Annotated in this window: 19 protein-coding genes; 13 read left to right on the forward strand and 6 right to left on the reverse strand. The window is 47.9% G+C overall.

What is annotated here, in order from left to right:
- A partial coding sequence (locus tag PAHA3_RS00005; RefSeq protein WP_153028154.1) for a MalY/PatB family protein occupies positions 1–666 on the reverse strand: 666 nt, incomplete at its 3' end.
- Positions 667–1,078: 412 nt separating this feature from the next.
- On the opposite strand from PAHA3_RS00005, the gene PAHA3_RS00010 reads away from it, so the two are divergent.
- A complete protein-coding gene (locus PAHA3_RS00010; protein ID WP_062832912.1) occupies positions 1,079–1,768 on the forward strand; it encodes a stalk domain-containing protein in 690 nt (229 codons plus the stop codon).
- A 148-nt stretch (positions 1,769–1,916) separates the two neighbouring features.
- Here the strand turns inward: PAHA3_RS00010 and PAHA3_RS00015 are convergent, their stop codons facing one another.
- Entirely contained in the window at positions 1,917–3,932 is a 2,016-nt protein-coding gene (locus PAHA3_RS00015) for a S9 family peptidase (RefSeq protein WP_062832913.1), read from the reverse strand.
- 524 nt (positions 3,933–4,456) lie between these two features.
- Here PAHA3_RS00015 and PAHA3_RS00020 point away from each other — a divergent pair.
- From PAHA3_RS00020 to PAHA3_RS00045, 6 genes are all read left to right on the forward strand, one after another.
- Positions 4,457–5,014 carry an STM3941 family protein gene (locus tag PAHA3_RS00020; RefSeq protein ID WP_062832914.1) on the forward strand — a complete coding sequence of 186 codons (558 nt, stop codon included), beginning with the start codon at positions 4,457–4,459 and terminating at the stop codon, positions 5,012–5,014.
- Positions 5,015–5,061: 47 nt separating this feature from the next.
- Positions 5,062–5,925 carry an aldo/keto reductase gene (locus tag PAHA3_RS00025; RefSeq protein WP_062835903.1) on the forward strand — a complete coding sequence of 288 codons (864 nt, stop codon included), beginning with the start codon at positions 5,062–5,064 and terminating at the stop codon, positions 5,923–5,925.
- A 181-nt stretch (positions 5,926–6,106) separates the two neighbouring features.
- Positions 6,107–6,493: a GntR family transcriptional regulator gene (locus PAHA3_RS00030; RefSeq protein WP_062832915.1), complete on the forward strand. Its 387-nt coding sequence runs from the start codon at positions 6,107–6,109 to the stop codon at positions 6,491–6,493.
- Positions 6,486–7,184, forward strand: coding sequence for an ABC transporter ATP-binding protein (locus tag PAHA3_RS00035; RefSeq protein ID WP_062832916.1), 699 nt, complete (start codon positions 6,486–6,488; stop codon positions 7,182–7,184). Before PAHA3_RS00030 ends, PAHA3_RS00035 begins: the two co-directional genes overlap by 8 nt.
- Entirely contained in the window at positions 7,181–7,921 is a 741-nt protein-coding gene (locus tag PAHA3_RS00040) for a hypothetical protein (RefSeq protein ID WP_062832917.1), read from the forward strand. The genes PAHA3_RS00035 and PAHA3_RS00040 overlap by 4 nt, the downstream gene beginning before the upstream one ends.
- A 179-nt stretch (positions 7,922–8,100) precedes the next feature.
- On the forward strand, positions 8,101–8,604 hold the full coding sequence (locus PAHA3_RS00045) for a hypothetical protein (protein WP_062832918.1): 504 nt from the start codon (positions 8,101–8,103) through the stop codon (positions 8,602–8,604).
- 113 nt (positions 8,605–8,717) lie between these two features.
- Here the strand turns inward: PAHA3_RS00045 and PAHA3_RS00050 are convergent, their stop codons facing one another.
- Entirely contained in the window at positions 8,718–9,602 is an 885-nt protein-coding gene (locus PAHA3_RS00050; protein WP_062832919.1) for a WYL domain-containing protein, read from the reverse strand.
- Complete coding sequence (locus tag PAHA3_RS00055; RefSeq protein ID WP_062832920.1) at positions 9,550–10,905, reverse strand: helix-turn-helix transcriptional regulator; 1,356 nt, start codon at positions 10,903–10,905, stop codon at positions 9,550–9,552. The genes PAHA3_RS00050 and PAHA3_RS00055 overlap by 53 nt, the downstream gene beginning before the upstream one ends.
- A gap of 370 nt (positions 10,906–11,275) precedes the next feature.
- Between PAHA3_RS00055 and PAHA3_RS00060 the strand changes: the two genes are divergently transcribed.
- From PAHA3_RS00060 to PAHA3_RS00075, 4 genes are read left to right on the forward strand one after another with little or no spacing between them, the layout of a single operon-like run.
- Positions 11,276–12,769, forward strand: a complete 1,494-nt coding sequence (locus tag PAHA3_RS00060) for a TROVE domain-containing protein (RefSeq protein ID WP_062832921.1) — start codon at positions 11,276–11,278, stop codon at positions 12,767–12,769.
- 26 nt (positions 12,770–12,795) lie between these two features.
- Positions 12,796–13,590: a nucleotidyltransferase domain-containing protein gene (locus PAHA3_RS00065; RefSeq protein ID WP_062832922.1), complete on the forward strand. Its 795-nt coding sequence runs from the start codon at positions 12,796–12,798 to the stop codon at positions 13,588–13,590.
- A 19-nt stretch (positions 13,591–13,609) separates the two neighbouring features.
- Positions 13,610–15,088 carry a 3' terminal RNA ribose 2'-O-methyltransferase Hen1 gene (locus PAHA3_RS00070; protein WP_062832923.1) on the forward strand — a complete coding sequence of 493 codons (1,479 nt, stop codon included), beginning with the start codon at positions 13,610–13,612 and terminating at the stop codon, positions 15,086–15,088.
- Positions 15,085–17,763, forward strand: a complete 2,679-nt coding sequence (locus tag PAHA3_RS00075; RefSeq protein WP_082762670.1) for a polynucleotide kinase-phosphatase — start codon at positions 15,085–15,087, stop codon at positions 17,761–17,763. The genes PAHA3_RS00070 and PAHA3_RS00075 overlap by 4 nt, the downstream gene beginning before the upstream one ends.
- A gap of 144 nt (positions 17,764–17,907) precedes the next feature.
- Here PAHA3_RS00075 and PAHA3_RS00080 read toward each other — a convergent pair whose 3' ends face one another.
- Complete coding sequence (locus tag PAHA3_RS00080; protein WP_062832924.1) at positions 17,908–18,300, reverse strand: RidA family protein; 393 nt, start codon at positions 18,298–18,300, stop codon at positions 17,908–17,910.
- 281 nt (positions 18,301–18,581) lie between these two features.
- On the opposite strand from PAHA3_RS00080, the gene PAHA3_RS00085 reads away from it, so the two are divergent.
- Entirely contained in the window at positions 18,582–18,833 is a 252-nt protein-coding gene (locus PAHA3_RS00085) for a hypothetical protein (protein ID WP_062832925.1), read from the forward strand.
- 62 nt (positions 18,834–18,895) lie between these two features.
- On the opposite strand, the gene PAHA3_RS00090 is transcribed toward PAHA3_RS00085, so the two are convergent.
- Positions 18,896–19,816 (reverse strand): AEC family transporter, encoded by a 921-nt coding sequence (locus PAHA3_RS00090; protein WP_062832926.1) that lies wholly within the window; start codon positions 19,814–19,816, stop codon positions 18,896–18,898.
- A 122-nt stretch (positions 19,817–19,938) separates the two neighbouring features.
- Here PAHA3_RS00090 and PAHA3_RS00095 point away from each other — a divergent pair, with 122 nt between their 5' ends.
- Positions 19,939–20,457, forward strand: a complete 519-nt coding sequence (locus PAHA3_RS00095) for a mismatch-specific DNA-glycosylase (RefSeq protein WP_062832927.1) — start codon at positions 19,939–19,941, stop codon at positions 20,455–20,457.
- The last annotated feature ends 81 nt before the right edge of the window (positions 20,458–20,538 follow it).

Consider the following 20,538-nt stretch of genomic DNA (forward strand, 5'->3'; position numbering starts at 1 on the left):
GATCAGGGTCAGCGGTGTATGAGCTCCGCGGTGATGAACAAGATCAGCATGAATTTCATCCGAGACGATTAGTACGTTGTATTGCAGACACAGTGACGTAAGTCCTTCAAGCTCCTCACGAGTCCATACCCGTCCAACCGGGTTGTGAGGGCTGCACAGAATAAGCATTTTGACCCGACCCGTCTGCAAGCTGGATTCCAGTTGTTCCAGATCCATCGAGTAATGACCGTTATTCTCTACCAAAGGATTGGTGATCAGTTCACGGCCTTGACCACGTACGACTTCATAAAAGGGAGCATACACCGGAGTCTGGATGACCACTGCATCTCCCGGCCCCGTGAATCGTTGCACAGCAATGCTGAGTGCAGGCACGATACCTGGAGTGAATACGATCCAGTCATCGTTAATTTTCCAGTTGTGACGCCGTTCCATCCACCCTGCAACAGCTGCATGATACGCCTCAGTCCGTACTGTATAACCAAAAATTCCGTGCTCCATCCGTGTTTTCAGGGCCTGAATAACGGATGGTGGAGCAGCGAAATCCATATCGGCCACCCACATCGGAAGCGCATCAGCAGCGCCGAAGATATCCTCAAGCGCATCCCATTTCTCTGATCCTGTAGAAATCCGGTTAATAGATTGGTCAAATGTACTGTTATTGTTCATTGCATAAATCCCCCTTGAATTCCGTTCCTTCGACCACAATCGACAAACAATTATCTAATACATTGGTTATTTTCGCAACTATTATGCGTGTATGAGAGCTTCATATATATGGTCCGAAATTCGGGACTTTATTCATATAAGAACAAATTAACGAGCCAGGGAACAGCAGGCATACAACAAAGACTATTTTTGTACGCCCCAGGTCCTGTTTTAGCCATTAATCGTTTACATCCTCTTACCAGATGCTATTATATTGCTAACATTTGATGGAACAACGGGCTGTTATCCGAATAAGCTCGTACCCATACATGATGAGCATAACTACATGAGCCTTTTGCTTACATCGAGTGATCATCATGAATCGTAAGATGTATGCAAAAGGCTGACATTTGAATTCAGGAGGCGTATTGGGATGAAAAACAAGAAGTGGTTAATTGCTGCGGGTGTGTTTGGCATGGTGTTGACGGGATCGGCAGGAGTATATGCAGGTACACAACTGGAGACGATCAAAGCTTATCTGAATCATGGGCTCGCCATCGAAGTGAACGGACAGAAATTCACGCCGACAGGTGATCAGGGCAAAAAGCTTGCGCCAATTACGTATCAAGGCAGTACATATCTTCCCGTTCGTTCCATTGCAGATGCGTTGAAGACCGAAGTGAAGTATGATGCTCAAAACAATAAAGTAAGCATCGGCTCTTCAAGCTCTTCTGGTGGGTCAACATCCACAGGCAACAGTGGATCGACATCGCCATCCACAGGTACGAACACACAGGCGGCAGGCGTGAAGTCCAAGTATCTGCCAGCAGATTTCCCGTTACCGAAGGATGCGAAGTCAACCAGCCTCATTGAGAACATAATGGATGGTAACAAAAAAGTAGTGCTCACTTACACAACCAAAGAAACATTACTAACCGTTGGAACATCCTACAAAGACTACTACCAGACCAAAAATCTGAGTCAGAACACTCAGGATATCCAGGCAGACGGCTTCAGCATCGTGGGTCGTGAAGATGGTAAATATGCCGTAACCATCACGGGTTCTGTGTCTGCAACCAACAAGGATCTGAATGAAATCACCGTGGTGTGGGGCGAAGAGTAATCTTCCCTTCTATAAAAGACGAACAGCGAAAGAAAAGACGAACAGCGAAAGCCGCCCGTTGAAATCGTAACAGATTTCATTGGACGGCTTTTTTGGTCAAATCCCTATCTGGTTCTATACACTGAATTATTAGTCTAAATATTAGTCCTTACAGGTACTCGTTAAACCATCCGGCAATATGCTCCAGACGGCGTACCCTCAGGTGAGGATGACCTCCCCGAGACAACTCATGGTTGGCACCTGGGAAACGAACAAGACGGGTGATCTGTTTGCGTCGTTTCAACGCAATGTATAACTGCTCGGCCTGTTCAATCGGACACCGCAGATCCTGTTCGCCATGTAAAATGAGCAGCGGAGTGCTTACGTTGCCGACATAAGCGAGCGGAGAATGTTTCCACAGCTTTTCCGTGTCATCCCATGCGTTACCGCCAATCTGGTCTTCCGTGAAGAAATATCCAATGTCACTTACGCCGTAGAACGATAGCCAGTTAGAGATGGAACGCTGGGTAACAGCGGCCTTAAAGCGGTCCGTGTGTCCAACAATCCAGTTAGTCATGAAGCCTCCATAACTACCGCCGGTTACACCTAGTCTGGACTCATCGATAAACTCATATTGGGATAGGACGTAATCCACGCTCTCCATGAGATCGCGATAATCGCCACCACCGTAATCTCCGCGACAGGCATCTACAAACTGCTGCCCGTATCCGAGGCCACCGCGTGGATTGATGTATACAACAGCGTAGCCTTGTGCGGTGAGAATCTGGAACTCGTGCATAAATGTAAAACCATACATCATGTGCGGGCCGCCATGAATCTCCAGAATGGTCGGGATTTTGACCCCGTCGACCATGCCATGAGGTTTCATGATCCATCCTTGCAGCCGTAGGCCATCCGAGGAATTAAACCAGAAGGTTTCCGGTGTACTAAGGTGGATCTCATCCTCAAGTTGCGGATTGCTCCGGGTGAGCTGAATAGGTTCTACTTCGGAATTTTCCGGTTGCTCATATACATAGAGATCACCAGGACTTCGTGTATCCGCAACAGCGGCAACGATCTGCCCGTTTTTCAACTCGGCAAATTGATAAATCTCCCGTTCGTCAGGCCATATATAGTCGGCACTGCTGCCGTCTCGTGCGAATTTGGCGATGCGTACACTACCATGGATCGTCGCTAGACAGAGGATGGACGAACCATCCTGACTGAATACAGGCCCCGTGGTTGTCAGATGTGAACGCATGTCTCCGACAATGCTGTGATTCAACTGTACATCCCAATCGGTAATCAGACATACGAGTTCACCACCTGATATCTGAAGGGTGTACAGCTTCACAAGTGTGGCATTTCCATAGGAACGGTCACTGGCGAGCAGTGCCAAGGATTTTCCATCCGGTGCGAAAGTCAGTCGGCTGAACGTATATCCTTCCGGAGTTATCTGCTGCACATCTGATCCGTCTGCCTTGGCAAGGTAAATATGATTGGTCAGGGTGTAATCGTTATGCTCCTCGCCTTCTTCGGGCATCTGTGCGATCCATGCGATGGATGTTCCGTCCGGTGACCAGGCATAGTCTCCAACGTCATAATGACCTGTAGTTACCGGGGTTGCTTCCGCGTCCGAGTCGATCGATGGAATGGTGAACAGATGTGCACGTCTTCCGTTCCATAATCCGCCGGCATCTGATTTCATGCGAATCCGGTCTACAACATGTTCTTGCGGTAGTTTATGTTCATCGTCTTTAGGATCTGTAGTTTCTAAGTCTTCTTGTCCGCTCATATCCACGGATGATTTCACAAGTAAGGTATGACCATCCGGTGACCATAGCAGGGAACTGACGCCATGTTTCAGGTGACTGATTTGCTGTGCTTCTCCGCCATCTGATGCGATAATCCACACTTGGGATCTACCATCAACCTCTCGTATAAAAGCAAGCTGAGTCCCATCTGGCGACCAGGCAGGGGAAAGATCCTTCTCTCCATAAGTAAAAGGCCTGTCCTTTTGACTCCCCAGATGCAGCAGTCTTAGGTGAGAACAATAACCGTCACGTGCTTCATTCGTTTTCCGGCTTACATATACCAGTTGTCCGCCTTGAGGAGACGGAGTTGGATCGTTAACCCATGTAATCTGATAAAGATCTTCCGATGTTATGCCGCGCTGACTCATCATTGTTTGTCCTCCCACCATGAATTAGAATTGGTTAATTTCCTAACCTTTCCATTTATATTAACGGAAAGCTAGGGACAGGACAATAAGGGTAATGAAGGAGGGGCAAGACATTTAACAATGTATATTAATTGAATTAAATATTTGCACGTAACGTAGAGGACAGAAATAACCTGAAGAAGCGGAGCGTTCGCCTTTATCCCCGGATTTTCACTTTGAAAAAGTGGAATCGAAAAATCTGGGGATAACAGCGAGCGGAAGGTTGTTCTGTCATCGGAGTGGCAAGTGTAAATATTCTTTGTTCAATTCATACAGGTGTGTTAAAAGGATTTGCTCGAAGGATGACGAATCCTAATGTTGAATAAGCGCAGAAATGATGAAAAATGGTCTTAATCTAAATGTTTAACATGGGTGAATTTGGTTTAATGGACAATGCAATTCCTGTTCTATATTCAGGTATTCGATTCATAGCAATTCGTTTATATATAACACTTATGATTCAGTCGCAATGGAGGAGGAACGTCACGTTGAGCACATCCTATGAGCAGCATGTGGAATATCCAAACCGAAAACGAATGGCGTGGCTTACGGCAGGGGCAGCACTTTTTGTGGCAGCCGGATTTTTTTTGATTTTTGATGGTTCCTCAGTTACGAATGATTCCATCCTTTCGGGTGTGATTGGTGTTCTTTCCATTTTGTTTTTCGGTCTATGTTTCTGCTACAGTCTGGTAAAGATGATCAAGAAGGAACCTTCTTTTGTGATCGATGAGGATGGGTTCGTGGATGCATCTTCTTATACCGCAGGAGGAGCCGTGGCCTGGAGAGACGTTGAAAATATTTTTATGTATGAATTAATGGGTCAGAAAATGATCGGGGTCAAACTGCGAGATGAGAAAGCCTATTTGGATCGCCAGAATGGGATGAAACGCAAGTTGATGACGGTCAACAGCAATATGGTCGATGCGACTATCAGCGTTGCCCAAAGTAGCCTCACATTGCCACTTGATCAATTGTATATCATGATGATGAGCCATTGGAGACATGTAAATGATAGCATGATTCATGATTCGTATAGTCGTCATTAGAGAGATCACACTGTCCATAGAGTCTTCAGAATGGAGGAATATAGATGATGCATGGTAATGCAACTCGCACGATTCTACTTCCAGATGGAACTGCCCTGCCTGCGATAGGACAAGGCACATGGAACATGGGAGAGAAGCAATCCAGCCGGGAAGAAGAAGTACGGGCACTGCGTTCCGGTATTGAACAGGGACTGACCGTGATTGATACAGCGGAGATGTATGCAGAAGGCGGGGCAGAAGTTGTTACGGGAAAGGCTATATCGGGCTATCGTGACGAAGTCTTTCTCGTATCCAAAGTGTATCCCCATCACGCGGATCGCAAGCAGATGATTACAGCATGTGAGCGAAGTCTCAAGCGCTTAGGAACAGATCGCCTGGATCTGTATCTGCTCCATTGGCGCGGAGGAGTGCCACTTGAAGAGACGGTTCAGGCTTTGGAACAATTGAAGCAATCCGGTAAAATTCTGCGTTGGGGTGTATCGAACCTGGATACAAGGGATATGCAGGAGTTATGGGGCCTGCCGGAGGGTGCTCAATGTATGGTGAATCAGGTGTTGTACCATACAGCCTCGCGTGGTATCGAACATGAGCTGCTTCCCTGGATGCGGGAACGACGTGTTCCGGTCATGGCGTATTGTCCACTGGCCCAAGGTGGCAGACTTCGAAGTGAATTGTTGGAGCATCCGGTCATTCGAGAGATTGCACAGGGTCGAGGAGTCACGACTTCGCAGATCGCATTAGCCTGGGTAATCAGAGACGGAGACGTAATGGCGATTCCCAAGGCGGTACAACTGAATCATGTGGCAGACAATGCGGCAGCAGTGAACATCGTTTTGACAAAAGAGGAACTGACCCGGTTGAATGAGGCATTCCCTGCGCCTAATGGCAAGGTACCTTTAGATATCGTGTGAAATAAAACTAATTAAGTTATGCAGAGCAGATCTTCACGATCTGCTCTTTTTTTTGTGCATCAATAGCCGAAGCTTGCCCAACCATTGAGTGAATCTAAATTTTAACAATTGGGCTTTACAACACTATATCACTAGTGTACTATGTAACTAACACACCAGTACAGAGAGGAGCGAGAGCTTTGTGACTATGGAATTTGATAACAACTTACCGATCTACCTGCAGATCATGCAGTACATCAAGAGACAGATTGTAACCGGGACACTTCAGGCAGGTGACAAAATTCCTTCGGTTCGTGAACTCGCGGCTGAATTACAGATCAATCCAAATACAGTACAACGGACATTTCAGGAGCTTGAGCGGGAAGAAGTGGTCGAAACCAAACGTGGTTTGGGCAGATACGTGACCAGTGAGGAGCGGAAGATAATGACGATCAAAAAAGAAATGGCCAGTGAATTGCTGGAACGTTTTCTGACCGGAATGCAGGAACTGGGGATTGAAGAGCAGGATATCTTATCCATCGTAGCCGATGCCGTTGCGGAAGGAAAGGGAGGATCAACGCATGAGTAACATCCTTGAACTGAACCAGATTAACAAGACATATGGCAATAAGAAAGCGCTCAGTAATATCACATTGGATATTGCTCCTGGCCGAATCGTAGGTCTGCTGGGTAGCAACGGCAGTGGCAAGAGTACGCTCATGAAGCTGGTTGCAGGTTTGCTGCATCCTACCAGTGGAACGATTCAAGTCACAGGCAAGCCTGTTGGTCTGGAGACGAAGTCATTGGTTTCATTCATGCCGGATCGCCCATTGACCGAGAAGTGGATGAGAGTGCGGGATGCGATTGCGTACTATCGCGATTTCTATGCTGATTTTGATGAGGAGAAGGCGCGGGAGATGCTGGACTTCATGAACCTTGTCGAGAGTGACCGGGTACGGCATCTGTCGAAAGGGATGAATGAACGACTACAACTAACACTGGCGCTCTCTCGTAAGGCTCGTCTGTATTTGCTGGATGAACCGATTGGCGGAGTAGACCCGGTTGCGCGAGGCAAGATTCTGGATGCGATCGTCAAATTCTATGATGAAGAGAGCAGTCTGATCATCTCCACGCATCTGGTGAATGATATCGAACGGATTTTTGATGAAGTTGTCTTTATTCGCGAGGGCGAACTGGTGATGCGGGAAGAAGTGGAAACGCTCCGGCTGAAATATGGAAAAAGTGTGGATGAGATGTTCAAGGAGGTCTATGCGGAATGATGACATTATTGAAGTATGACTTTAGAAGGAACTGGAATACACTGCTGGCTGGGCTAGTTATTTTGATTATCGCTCAAGTGGGGCTTTCCCTTTTCGTGTCTGAGGTCACAGGGATTGTACTTGGCATGATGGGGTATGTTGGAGTTGGTGTGGCTATTTATGTGAAAATGATCAAAACATATACGTCCAATATCCGCTCTTATAATCGCCGTCTGTTACCCGTAACGGGCCTGTCACATGTGTTGTCTCCTTTGATCTTTGGACTACTTTGTGGGTTGGGGTTAGTGATTATTTTTACGACTCATGCCTACATCTATATTTCAATGAAGCTCAGAATGAACATGGCTAGCAATATTGATCTTTCGGGTCTGCATGTTTCGGATTATATTAGTTTGTTGCTGTTTGGCGCATGGGTTATGGTATTCATGACCGTCATTATCTTCCTTTCAATCTCGATTGCAGGCAGCTTCCGCTGGAGAACGGGACCATGGATCGGAATCGTTACATTCTTTGTCCTCGTTAATCTGATTGGCTGGTTGGAGAATATTATTACGACTGGACGCTTCAGTCCAAATGAGATGTTCCGGTATACGGAAGAAAGTACAGGTATTGCAATCACAGCCAATGGTGTATTATGGTCGGACGGCATGTGGGGAAGCATTGTATTTGAAGTCATTGTGGCGGTCATCTTGGTGTGGGCTACCATTTATCTGAACAACAAAAAAGTTGAAGTCTGATGACAGGATAACTTGAACAATAACGCGAGCAACCAGGGTTGCTCGTTTTTTATATCCGGAAATGTTCCACTTTTTGAATCCAATTCCATTAATTATACGTAAATAAAGATATAGTGTGCACTGGGTGTGAGATGAGGTTAAGAGAACGAAAGGGCACTTGAGGGAAAGGGGAAATCGTTATGGAATTATATTTCAGGGATAACTTTTTTAACGCAGGTTACACCGAGATTATGAATCCGAACCAGGAACAGGCCGGGCATCTGGATCTGAAAAGTATCTTTGGCTCTTCGCTCGATGTATCGGATAACTCAGGATTGGTCTGCAGCGGCAAATTTCGCATGTTAACGAATCGTTGGGATATCACGGCAGCAGATGGGAGACACCTGGGTGTATTACGGGCGAGGTTCAGTTTCTTTAGCAAAAAGTATGAATATGACGCAGGATCACGAGGAACGTATGATGTGTCTGCTCCAGCATTTTCGCAGGAATATGATATAAGTGGCAGTGGTGGACGCATCGTAGCCAGTTTCCGTCGTACCAGTGGATGGTTTAGTTCAGGCGCATTTGTATTAGACAACCAGTCGGAACAACTGGACACGTATGAATTAATTGCAGTGGTCATGGGTGTGCATGCGATAAACAAAAGACGGAACTCGGCAGCTAGCAGTGGTGGAGCAACGTAGTAGAAGAGCGCATGTTTACAAAAAAAGGTTTGGATGAGATTATCCAGACCTTTTTTTGTATATGAGTTTGCTTCTGGAGCAATGGGATATGGTTTTAACCCACTCTTACATGATCAGTGACCATCGGCTTTCGGGAAAGGTCCCTCTTCGCGTTGATGGTGCTGAACTTTATTGGAGCGTTGGGAAAGCATATCAGGATCTTTTTCCGCATAACGGGCCAATGCCTTGGCAGCTGTCTCAGACATCCGCTCCCGCAGCACCGTGTGGTCAGCAATTTGAACCCGTTTGCCCAGAAAACGCATTTTGGATAAGACATAATCCATCTCATTCCGTGGAACGGTCAGCTCGATCCGATATGTCTGCTGGGCTTCCATGTACTCGACCTGTTTCTCGAAGCAGGAGAAGGCATAGAGGATTCGGGACAGCTCCTGATTGAACTCGGGCAGTACTTCGATGGTGATGGTCGTCTTACGTTTCTCCGTTATCGCAGCAATTCGGGCAGTGTAGCCCGAAGCGGTATCCGGATCAACCGGTTGGGCTTCCACGGTAACGATGCTGTGCAATTTGGTGGACATGAGCTTGTCGAAGCGAGGAGCATACCATAGCACGTACCATTCTTTTTTGACCATGGAATACTCCAGTTTGTACGGGAAGCCAAATTCATCATGGCTCGTTCGTCCATTGCGGACGCGACCCGTCATGCGAAATCCTTCGTGATGCAAAATGATTAGCCGTAATTGTCTAAGCAGTGGGTGAGATACGCTATTTTCTTCGCTTTTGGCTTTTTCAGTCAGGTAATCCTGAAGGTTCAGGTCCTGCTCACCATTCAGCATGTTTTGCATTTTGTCCAACGTTACAGGGCTAAGTGCTTCTCTCGCAGCAGGGTGATTCAGCATCATGCGAAGCCAGGCCCGTTCCTGTGAGGTCCAGGTGAACAGTCCAGTTTCATTCAGTCGGGTCATCATCTGGTAATTGAACATCTTCTCGAACAGGCTCATAGTATTCCGCAATCTCCTTCCATTCCTTGATCATCTCTAGGCGTAATCGCTGAGGTGCGATTACTTCGCAGCTTGAGCCAAAACTCCGTAACCACGGTTTGATCTCAGTGGTACCGTTGACCTGGATTTCATAGAGAAAAGTGTGATCCGTTTCGGGTGTAATCTTGCCCCATTGACCTTGCAGACGAACCCGATCCAGAATGAAGTTACGCTGACCACGCTCCGGGTGGAAAAAACGAGCTTGAACCGTCACGGTATTCCCCGTATCCACGAGCCAACTGTAGCGACTAATGTCGGTCCACTGCTGCTTTAGCTTGAGCATGTATTGCTCTTCTACTGAATCCTGTTCCTCCAACTGTGTTATGCCTTCCATCCGAAATTTCACAAAGCCGCGCCGGCCCTGATATCCAATCACATACCAACGACCATACTGATGGTCATAGATCACTTCAAGGGGCACGATCCGGTTGGATCGTCCGCCTGCTTCCCGTTCAAAGCGTGGATTCGTATTCTGTGAACTGTAGCTGGATGGTTTTTTCGGTGAATAGTATAGGAACTGCACACGTTTGCGCTGACGAATCGCACTAAGCAGCGTGTAGAGATGAGCTTCGTCCAGGATACGAGAATAATAGTGGTACTTATAAATGTAGGGCTCGGTAGCTTCTTCTTGCGGAAAACTTGCCGTAATGGCTTTTTTCAAACTGTCCCGCAATAAGTACCCCTGTACGGAAGGAACCTGAGTGTTTGCCATCATATCCACAAAATCATATAACTCCAGCTGTTCCTCCACCGTTAATTCGGTAAGGATATCCTGTTGCAAAGCATATCGATAGGGTCTGCCACCGGGCTCTTTCCGGATAACCCCAACCTCTTCCAGATACTTCAGATCGGAACGGATAGTTTTCTCGTCAGGTAACGCGAGTTCTTCCGGAAGATCAGCGCAGCAGGCGTCCAGCAGTTCCATCGCGGTCAGTGCTTTATGTTGTAAGGTATGCAAAAGGACAGAAAGACGCTGAACTTCAGTCTCTTTCATCGACTTGGCGCGGAAGAGGAAGAGCAGCAAGGGCTCAGCAGATTCTCCGTACTGGAAGCGGACGAGATCGGCCATTTCCCGGCTTGCTTCGGCACCTGAACGCTGGTCAGTGACGGTCTGCATGATTTCTTTTAGTCTGCGATTGGTTTTATCAAAGGTATGTACGGATATGCCAAGCCGCTCGGCATACTGTTTACGGTTATATGCACCGCTTGTTAGGGATAACATGCGTAAGAACTGAATTTCTTTGTCGAAGCTCTCTCTTGCCATGAACACTCACTCCTTGTTATCCCTTCATTGTAGCAGGATGAGTGGCAGGTTTCATTTTAAACTTATGAAGATTGACTCCATTTCAGAAATGGAGTTGTCGTCATACTTCTACCATGTTCGTGTGCAGATGTGTGAGGCATAATGAGGTTGTGAAGCGGGGCGGCAACAAGCACTGTGGATCAAGGTTCCGAGGCGCCAGGGAGGGTTACTTCGACTGTTAATCGACCAGGTCGTTGGTTCGAATCCAATCGCCGCCGTTCATGGCGGTGTAGCTCAGCGGTAGAGCGGGTATAAACCTTCCCACCTTTTTCCTCGGAACATTTTATTATAAAAGAGCAGCAAATAGACTCACACCGGGAGGTCATGAGTGATGAGCAGAGCGAAACAATTATTTAATCAACCTCAGCCAACGACACGTAATCATGGGGGGTACCGAGCCTATGAGCGATTGGTGGAGGAACAATATATACAGATGTTGATGACCAATACATTGAACAATACGTTCTATGCAGATACACAGCAACTGATGGACGATGCGATAGTCAGTCATCAGGAGATGGCTGAGGTCGATGCAGGGTTTATGGCGCGGGCGCTGGTTTATGCTCGTAATGAAGGTTTGATGCGGTTACAACCTCTATACGGGCTGGCACTGTTGTCCAAAGTGGACCCCGATCAGTTTGCAAAGGTGTTCTCTCAAGTCGTACAGACACCGGCTGATTTGGCTGATTTTCTGACCATCCTAAGAGGATTGGGACGTGGGCAGGGCGGCCGAGCGGTGAAGCGCCAGGTGAGTCTCTTTTTGAACGGAATCAGCGAATACTGGGCTATCAAATACAACGGACGTGGACGTGGATATAGTCTGGGCGATATGATCGCTACAGCACACCCTAAGCCGATAAATATGAAGCAGCAAGCCTTGTTTCGTTATTTGCGCGGGCATGAGACGGATCTTGCGGAACTGCCGCAGTTGCAGGCGCTGGAAAAGCTGAAAACTACCCGCAACCCGGCAAGCCGGATGCATCTGATCGAGAAAGGCAAACTCCCATATTCAGTGGTCACATCGATCATGCAACCGACACGTACGGTTTGGGAGGCGTTAATGTTTCAGATGCCGACTTTTGCGTTGTTACGCCATCTGAATGCAATGGATCGGGCGGGTGTTTTTGAAAAATCGAAAAATATCGATTACGTAACGGGCCGTCTAACGGATGCAGAAGCCCTGCGCAAGTCGCGCATCTTACCTTTCCGATTCGCCAGTGCGTATGAAATGATTGCGAGAGAAGAGTTGCGGGATGCTTTGCGGCAAGCAGTGGAGTTATCCATTGGCAACCTGCCAACGCTACCTGGAAGAACGGCTATTTTCCTGGATCGGTCGGGTTCCATGCAAGGGGATTATTTACGGATTGGTTCGGTGCTGGCACTGGCGCTTTATAAACAAACGAGAGGTAATGCCCTGTTCTGGTTATTCGACCATATGGTTGAGGATGCTCGCCCGAAGATGAATGAAAGCATTCTTTCCCAAGCTCACCGTATTCGCGCACAAGGTGGAACAGACACAGGTCGACCAGTGCGGGAACTTCGGGATAACGGAGAGAAAGTGGATCAGATCATTATGATCACCGATGAACAGCAGAATGAAGGCAGCCCGTTATATGTCGAGCTTGAGCGATATCGTCGGATGATGAATCCGGAGTTGAAGGCATTTATTGTGGATATAGCACCTTATCGGCAGGCCATGGTACCGCCACGGGATGGCAAAACCTTTTACATCTACGGTTGGAGTGAAACGGTACTGACGTATATTGCTGAGACTGTGGCAGGATATGATACACTCGCAGACCGGGTGAGAGCGATAGATATTTAATTTGGGGAATTCGGAGGCAACTGACCATGACCTATGTTCATGAAGAAATGAGAGATACGATCAGACAACAGCTGAAGCAGATTGAACAGGAGGAGCAGGTACGGATCATCTATGCCTGTGAATCCGGCAGCCGGGCGTGGGGGTTTCCTTCCCAGGATAGCGATTATGATGTGCGTTTCTTATATGTAAGATCGCTGGAGTGGTACTTGTCGATTGAGGATAAAAGGGATGTTATTGAACGCCCGATCAGTGATCAGCTCGACATTAATGGTTGGGATCTACGCAAGGCGTTGAAGCTGTTTCGCAAATCCAATCCACCACTGTTGGAGTGGCTACAATCCCCCATTCAGTATGATGAACAATATAGCGTGGCACAGCATATCCGTGCACTGTCGCCTTTGACCTTCTCGCCCAAGTCCTGCATGTATCATTATCTGAATATGGCAAAGGGCAATTTTCGGGATTATTTACAAGGTGAGAGGGTCAAGATTAAAAAGTATTTCTATGTGCTTCGCCCCTTACTCGCTTGTGGTTGGATCGAACGTTATGATGCAATGCCACCGATGGCATTCGAAGAGCTGGTGCAAGAACTTGTACCTGCGACTACACCGCTGTATACGGAGATTCATGAGTTGCTACGCCGGAAAAAGGCGGGCGAGGAACTGGATCTGGAGCCGCAGTTGCTGGCAATACAGGCTTTTTTGGCGGAGAGAATCGAGCATTTTGACAGACTGGCCGGACAGATGAAGAATGAGCAGATTATTGAATTTGAAGAATTGGACCGGATTTTCCGTTTTGCATTGCAAGAGGTATGGAACTGAATCAAAAGGAGGAGAACCGATGCATCTGATCTTAAAAGCAAGCGGCGCTGACGCGGGGGCTGTATCCCATTTGTTAGCGAAAAATCCGCTGAATATATATGACCGGGTAGACAAAGGCGTACGTGTAAGAATGGTGTACACTACGGCTACAGAGAACGAAACAGAAGTGCTGATTCATGCTGATCCTGATCCTGTGGATCTGGTCAGAGGCACACCCGACGGGTATGACATTACGCAATATATCAATGATCGTGAGTTCGTGACCAGCAGCCTGTTCTGCTCCTACATACGTGCGGCGCTCGGGACGGCCCTGAATGGTAAGCCGAAGGAAGACTATGTGCAATGGGTAGGACACGCTTTCGAGTTGGAACTGACCTTTGGCCCGGTGGCGTCCGATCTGCCGGATCGGGTTGTAGAGGAATTATTCTCGCCATTAGGTTACGCCGTTTCGGTGGAACGTGGAGAGCTATCGTATTCATTTGATCTGAAAAATAGAAGCACGGTTCGCCATATCATCCTGCGTGGACGTAACACAGTACAACATGCACTGCGCCAGCTCTTTCTGCTGATTCCAGTACTGGATAATTACAAACATTATTTCATCAGTGAAGATGAGATCGATAAAATCAAACGATATGGTGAAGGGTGGCTGGATGCTCACCCACTGAAAGAACTCATTGTGAAGCGCACGCTGCGTTTTGCCGAATTGATCCGGCAGTATGAGCGTCAAGAAGGTGCTTTGTCTGCGTCTCTTGGACAGGAGAGCGGAATAGCTCAAGTCTTGGATACGGTTATTCAGGAGAATAACGTGGAACATCAGGAAGAAGGAGAACAAGAGCATCCTGGGGTCGAGTCCGATAGCGGACAATCTGAACCCCCTGTACGGTTAAACGAGTTGCGTTATCGTGCGATTACGGATGTGGTTGCAGCGTTGCCAGTCAAACGGCGCATTGTGGATATGGGAGCGGGTGAAGGCAAGCTGTCCGCTCGCTTATCCTACATTCCCGGTGTGGAGTCGATTCTGGCAGTCGAACCTTCAAGCCAGTCAAGACTTCGGGCCATGGAGCGCTTCGCGAAGCTGGAGGGTCGTTCTGGAGTGGTGGCTATGCCGGAGCCGATCATTGGTTCACTTTTTTATTTTGACGAGCAGATGCAAAACCAGGACGTCATGATCCTGTGCGAAGTCATTGAGCATATCGAGGAATATCGTCTGAACGGAATTATGGATACAATCATGAACGATTATCAGCCAGAAGTGCTGCTGGTCACTACACCGAACAAGGAATATAACGATGTGTATGCAATGGAGCAGGAAAGTTTCCGTCACCATGATCATCGCTTTGAGTGGACTCGTGCAGAGCTTGCTTCCCGGTGTGAGGAATGGACGCAGCACGGGAACTATGGCTATGAAATTAAGGGTATCGGTGAGCATGTAGAAGGCTATGGACAGCCTACCCAACTGGTCATTTTTGAGCGGAGAAAGGAGAGTCTATCATGAGGAAAGAAACGGAATCTAACGAAGTAGCGGGTGCAGGTAAAGGCCGGCAGAATCGGGAAAGTGGTTCGGAGGGAAGACAGCGGGAGATTCGTCTGCCCCATGCAGGTATCATCGTTCTCGTCGGCCCGTCCAACAGTGGTAAAAGTACGTTGTTGGATCGTCTCGTCGCAGAGAGCGTCATTCGCCGCACGGAAGCCGTCTCATCCGATCAATTCCGCATGCTGGTTGGAGATGATGAGTATGTGGATTGGAAACAACGTCCCCGTAGCGAAGCGGATGTGATCTATGCAGAGTATCAGCAAGTATCGGCCAAAGCATTTGAAGCGATGGAGGCGATGCTGGCAACCCGCTGCCGTCTGAACAAGCTGACCTGGGTGGATGCGACACATCTGTATCCCGAGGATCGCGAGCGTCTGATTCAGGTGGCAAGGAAAGCTCATGTGCCTGTAATTGCTGTGGTGCTGGATATCCCGGAAAAAGAACTGCTGGAACGTGATGCCCAGCGGGAGTATCCGCGTGGACGTCAACGGGTGAAGCAACAGGTGCAGCAGTTCAAGCGTACATTACGCTCGATCCGTGAGGATGGCTTTGATGCCAGTTATGTGCTGAAGCAGCCGGATGAGATTACGTTTGTCCGCACATCCAATCCGCTAGTGACCGACATGGGTACAGGTATTGATATCATCGGAGATATTCACGGTTGTTATGATGAAATGATGGAATTAATCGTGCGCCTCGGATATGTGGACGAGGACGGAAGTGGCCTGTACCGTCACCCTGAAGGACGTAAATTGGTCTCCGTTGGTGACGTAACGAGCCGTGGTCCAGAGTCGTTACAATGTCTGTTGTTCTGGCAACGTCATTGTGCCGCCGAGCTCGCCTACATGATTGACAGTAATCACGGCTGGAAGATCGCACGTTATCTGGATGGTCGTGACGTTACGCTGAGTCATGGTGACGAACGGGTGGAGATGGAACTGCTACAGCTTGAGCAGGAGCAAGGTCAGGAGACAGCAAAGCGAGTACGTGCGGAGCTTAAGACCTTTCTGCTTGATGCACCATCTCATTTGGTCTTTTCTCGCAATGGGGTAAGACAAGTGGTTGTTGCACACGCAGGGATTCGAGATCATTTTATCGGAAAACAGTCCAAACGCATTCAGGATTACTGCCGGTATGGCGATGTGGAAGGCACGGATGAGCAAGGTCGGCCTGTACGCAAGGATTGGTACGTGGATCACATTTCAGGTGAATGCATCGTTTGGGGGCATGATCCCCGTCCATATCCTACGATTGTGAATGATACGGTCAACATTGATCAAGGTGTCGTTTTTGGTGGTATGCTTACTGCTTGGCGAATGCCAGAACGTGAGGCAGTCAGTGTTCCGGCCAAGCAAGATTATGCGGCAGATCCGGATAGTCCTTTAAAGCGCTGGGAACAGCGGCGTTTTGCTCCACCCAACATACGTAAGTTCAAGGAGGGTTTCACGGTTCAGACAGCATCCAAACTTGATGTGACTGTGCATGGTGAGGTGGCGAAGACGGCGATTGATACGTTTTCCCATTATACTGTTCCGCTGGAAGAACTGATCTACATCCCGCCTACGATGAGTCCTCCGCCTGGTGTATGTTCTATAGAGGGATACCTGGAGCATCCACAGGATGCATTCCAGTATTATCGCTCACAGGGCGCTACCCGTATGGTTGCCGAGAAGAAACACATGGGCAGCCGGGCCATTTTGCTTCTTTTCCGCAATGAGCAAGCTGCGGTGCAGCGAGTGGGCCGACCGATGCTGGGGAACATTGTGACCCGGACGGGCCGATCCTTTTTTGACCCTTCGACAGAGCAGGATGTGCTCTTAAGGTTACATGCGGACTTGACCGCAGATGGTTATTTTGATCGTCATCGGACGGAGTTCGTACTGCTCGATGCGGAGATTGTACCTTGGAATCTGAAGGCGCGTGAGCTGATTGCTTCACAATATGCACACGTGGCCGAAGCCTCGCTCTTGGATCGCTCTACGGTGCTGGACAAACTTCGTGAAGCTGAAGCGGCAGGTCGGAATGTAGATGAGTGGTTGCAGGAGACAGCAGGTAAACTTGCCAATGCCGAGACGTTCCGCGATGTATTCCAGAAATACTGCTGGGATGTGGAGGATATCGGGGACATTCGGATTGCACCGTTCCACACACTTGCACATAGCACGGGAGCATTTTGGCAGCAAACACATGAATGGCATATGGAGCAGAACCGTGAGTTCGCTCGCATGTCGACCCTGATGATGGAGACGGAATATCGTGTGATCGCAAGTGAGGCAGATGAAGCAGATGTCATTCGTTGGTGGGATGAAATTACGGTGGAAGGGCATGAGGGGATTGTGATCAAACCGGAAACGTTCCGCGCCTGGAATAACAACAAAATCATTCAGCCTGCGATTAAAGTACGAGGGCGTGCATATTTGCACATCATCTATGGGATGGATTACCTGGCACCCGAGAATCTGTCCCGACTTCGTAAACGCAAAACATCCAAAAAAGAACGCCACGCCTTAATGGAGAGTGCATTGGGGATGGAGGGGATTGAGCGCTTTATACGTAGAGAGCCAGTGGAACGAATTCATGAATGCGTGCTGGCAACGCTATCGCTGGAGTCGGAGAGAGTGGACCCGCGTTTGTAGATTGGTAAAGTAAAAGAATAAGAAATGAATATGAAGCTGGTTCGGAGTTAATCCGAACCGGCTTATTTGGCATATAAAATTCGTTAAAGCAAGTTTCTTATCAGGCCTGTGTGCTTTGTACTGCAACGTTTGACATGATCTGGATCAGTTCGTATGTGCAACCGCACGAATCTCAATCAGTTGATGAGGGAAGGCGAGTCCTGACGTCCCGACCATCGTGACAGCCGGACGATGTGTACCAATATACCCTTTGTACACGGCGACACACGCCTCAAGATGCTCCTGCGGGTGAACCAGAAAAATCTCCAGTTCAGCAATGTTCGACTTGGTCACATCGAATCCTGCGAGCACACGATCCAAGTTATCCAGTGTCTGGCGAACCTGTGCTTCAATATCATCCACACCAATAAACGTCCCCTGCATATCATGCGAAAATTGTCCTGCAATGTAGATCATACCGTTAACGCTGTATCCCTGTGCGACGCTAAATGCTTCTTCCCACGGTACACCGTGGCTATAGATTTGAGCTGCAGTCATATGTTTCTCTCCTTTGGAATTCAAAATAAGGTTAGGGTAAGCATAAACGGAGAAAAACGATTTGGGCAGTACGCACTTTCATGACAGTGACTATCCAGAAGGATAGCGTCAATAAGGTGTTTGTGAGCCTAACGACTCATTGAAGAGAATCTTTACATTAGGATATTTAATTTAGGTATAACTAACTTAAGTCCTATATCCTTCCACTAGAATCTGGGTAATAATTATAGTAGGCAAGTGATTAATGGAATCTCATCACGTAACGATAGGGGGTAACCTGTATGGCATCTATGATTCTGCTGGTGAAACAGACGGAGGACGATGAGAAGGTTATTTATCGATTCGGACCGAATGAGCGTAAGATGGGGCTCATTGAGATGAATAAGATCAAGGAAAGTGTGAAGGAGCTGGAACCTGTCCAGGTGGATGGGGTAAGCCCGAGTTTTTTCTTTAACCGAGCCGCGCAGCGACTGGTACGATGTTTATTCAGGGAAGGCGGCAAGTTCCCGGAACGAACGACGTTTGAATCATAGCTTTAACACTCAAAAAACAAGCCCACAACCCTGCTCATGGGTCATGGACTTGTTTTTTTATTTTAGAACGTTTTGGCATAAGAGATCAGTGCCGTAATCGTAATGATATTAAGCAACGTTGAGATCAGCACCGTCTGGGCTGCAAAATCGGGTTCGTTATCGTATTCTTCCGCCAGGATGGATGCATTAACACCAGTAGGCATACCCGAAGCGATAATGAGTGCCTGTGCAGCGATGCCTTCCAGTCCAAGCAGTAGCACAATTGAAATCCCGATGGCGGGGCCAATCAGGAGACGCAAAAATGTGCTAATATACACATCAAGACGGTACAGTCGGATTGGATATTTTACAATCTGTGCTCCGAGAGTCAACAGTGCCACGGCAACCATACTTTGTTGCGCATAGGTCAGCGGCATGGATAGGAACGTAGGCAAGGGAACCTTCCACATGTGGAACAGAATCCCCAGTAAGAGTGCATACGGAACGGGCATTTTAAGAAATCCAATAATCACCGCACGGTAATTACCTTTGAGCTTCGCGCCCTGAATGGACAACACACCATAGGTGAATGTCAGCAATGCCTGTAAAGACATAACCAGCGCCTGGATGGAAGAGGCGAGTGGGTCGCCGCGAAATACCAGTGCATTGATGGGCAGTCCATAGTTGCCTGCGTTATCCAGCATAATGCTGTTGTTGAAGGCAGCTTTCATGCCTTTATTCATCTTAAGTGAGCGCGCAAATACAGAACCTACAATATAGAGAATTAATACATATATTGCGTAAAAGAGTGTCACGGTCCCGAGCAGTTCGCCCGACATATCCGAGTGATACATGCTCATAAAGACGGCTGCGGGGGTAATACAATAGAAATTGATTTTGGCGAGCGTGTACAAGTCCAGCTTGAACACCTTTTGCATCCAGGACCCGACGGCGATAAGGAGAAAGACGGGCAGGACGACTTCAAGCATGATGTCTGCAATCATCAGTTTCAGCTTCCTTTTTCATGAAAATTTCAATCCGATTTCGAAAATGCTTTGCTTATTATATCATTTTATACACAGTTGAAAGTGTGAATTGGCTAAAAAAGATAAGGGGGCTTCCCATTATGATTCCAGATCATCTGGATGTTGGTTTATCGATATTGTTTATCGGATTTAATCCGAGTATTACGTCTGGAGAGACAGGTCATCATTATGCTTACAAAGGAAACCGGTTCTGGCGCATTCTTGAACGGTCGGGATTAACCCCGCGTTTATACGATGCACAGGAGGATGGAGAGTTGCTAAAGCTGGGGTATGGATTCACGAATATTGTGGCCCGGCCCACCAGAGGCGTGGAAGATATTTCGAAGGAAGAGTATGCAGAAGGGCGCCAGATTTTACGGAAAAAGCTGGAGGATTACCGACCAGACATCGCCTGTTTTGTTGGAAAAGGCGTATACACCCAGTACAGCAAGCGCGCCAAAGTGCAATGGGGATTCCAGGACGACCCGGTCGTCAAGGAAATTCAGGAGTTCGTCGCTCCATCGTCCAGTGGACTCGTGCGTATGTCGATGGATGAGATTGTGGCGATCTATTCGCAGCTTGCTGATTTTGTTGCGGAGAAGAACGGGGAAAATGATTAGGTAAGAAAGACAGGAGGGATAAGAGGTAGCAGGAAGAGGGTTATGACCGAATGTGTGATCGGATTGCCAAAAAGATTCACT

This window comes from Paenibacillus amylolyticus (assembly GCF_001570725.1).
Lineage (GTDB): Bacteria > Bacillota > Bacilli > Paenibacillales > Paenibacillaceae > Paenibacillus > Paenibacillus amylolyticus_A.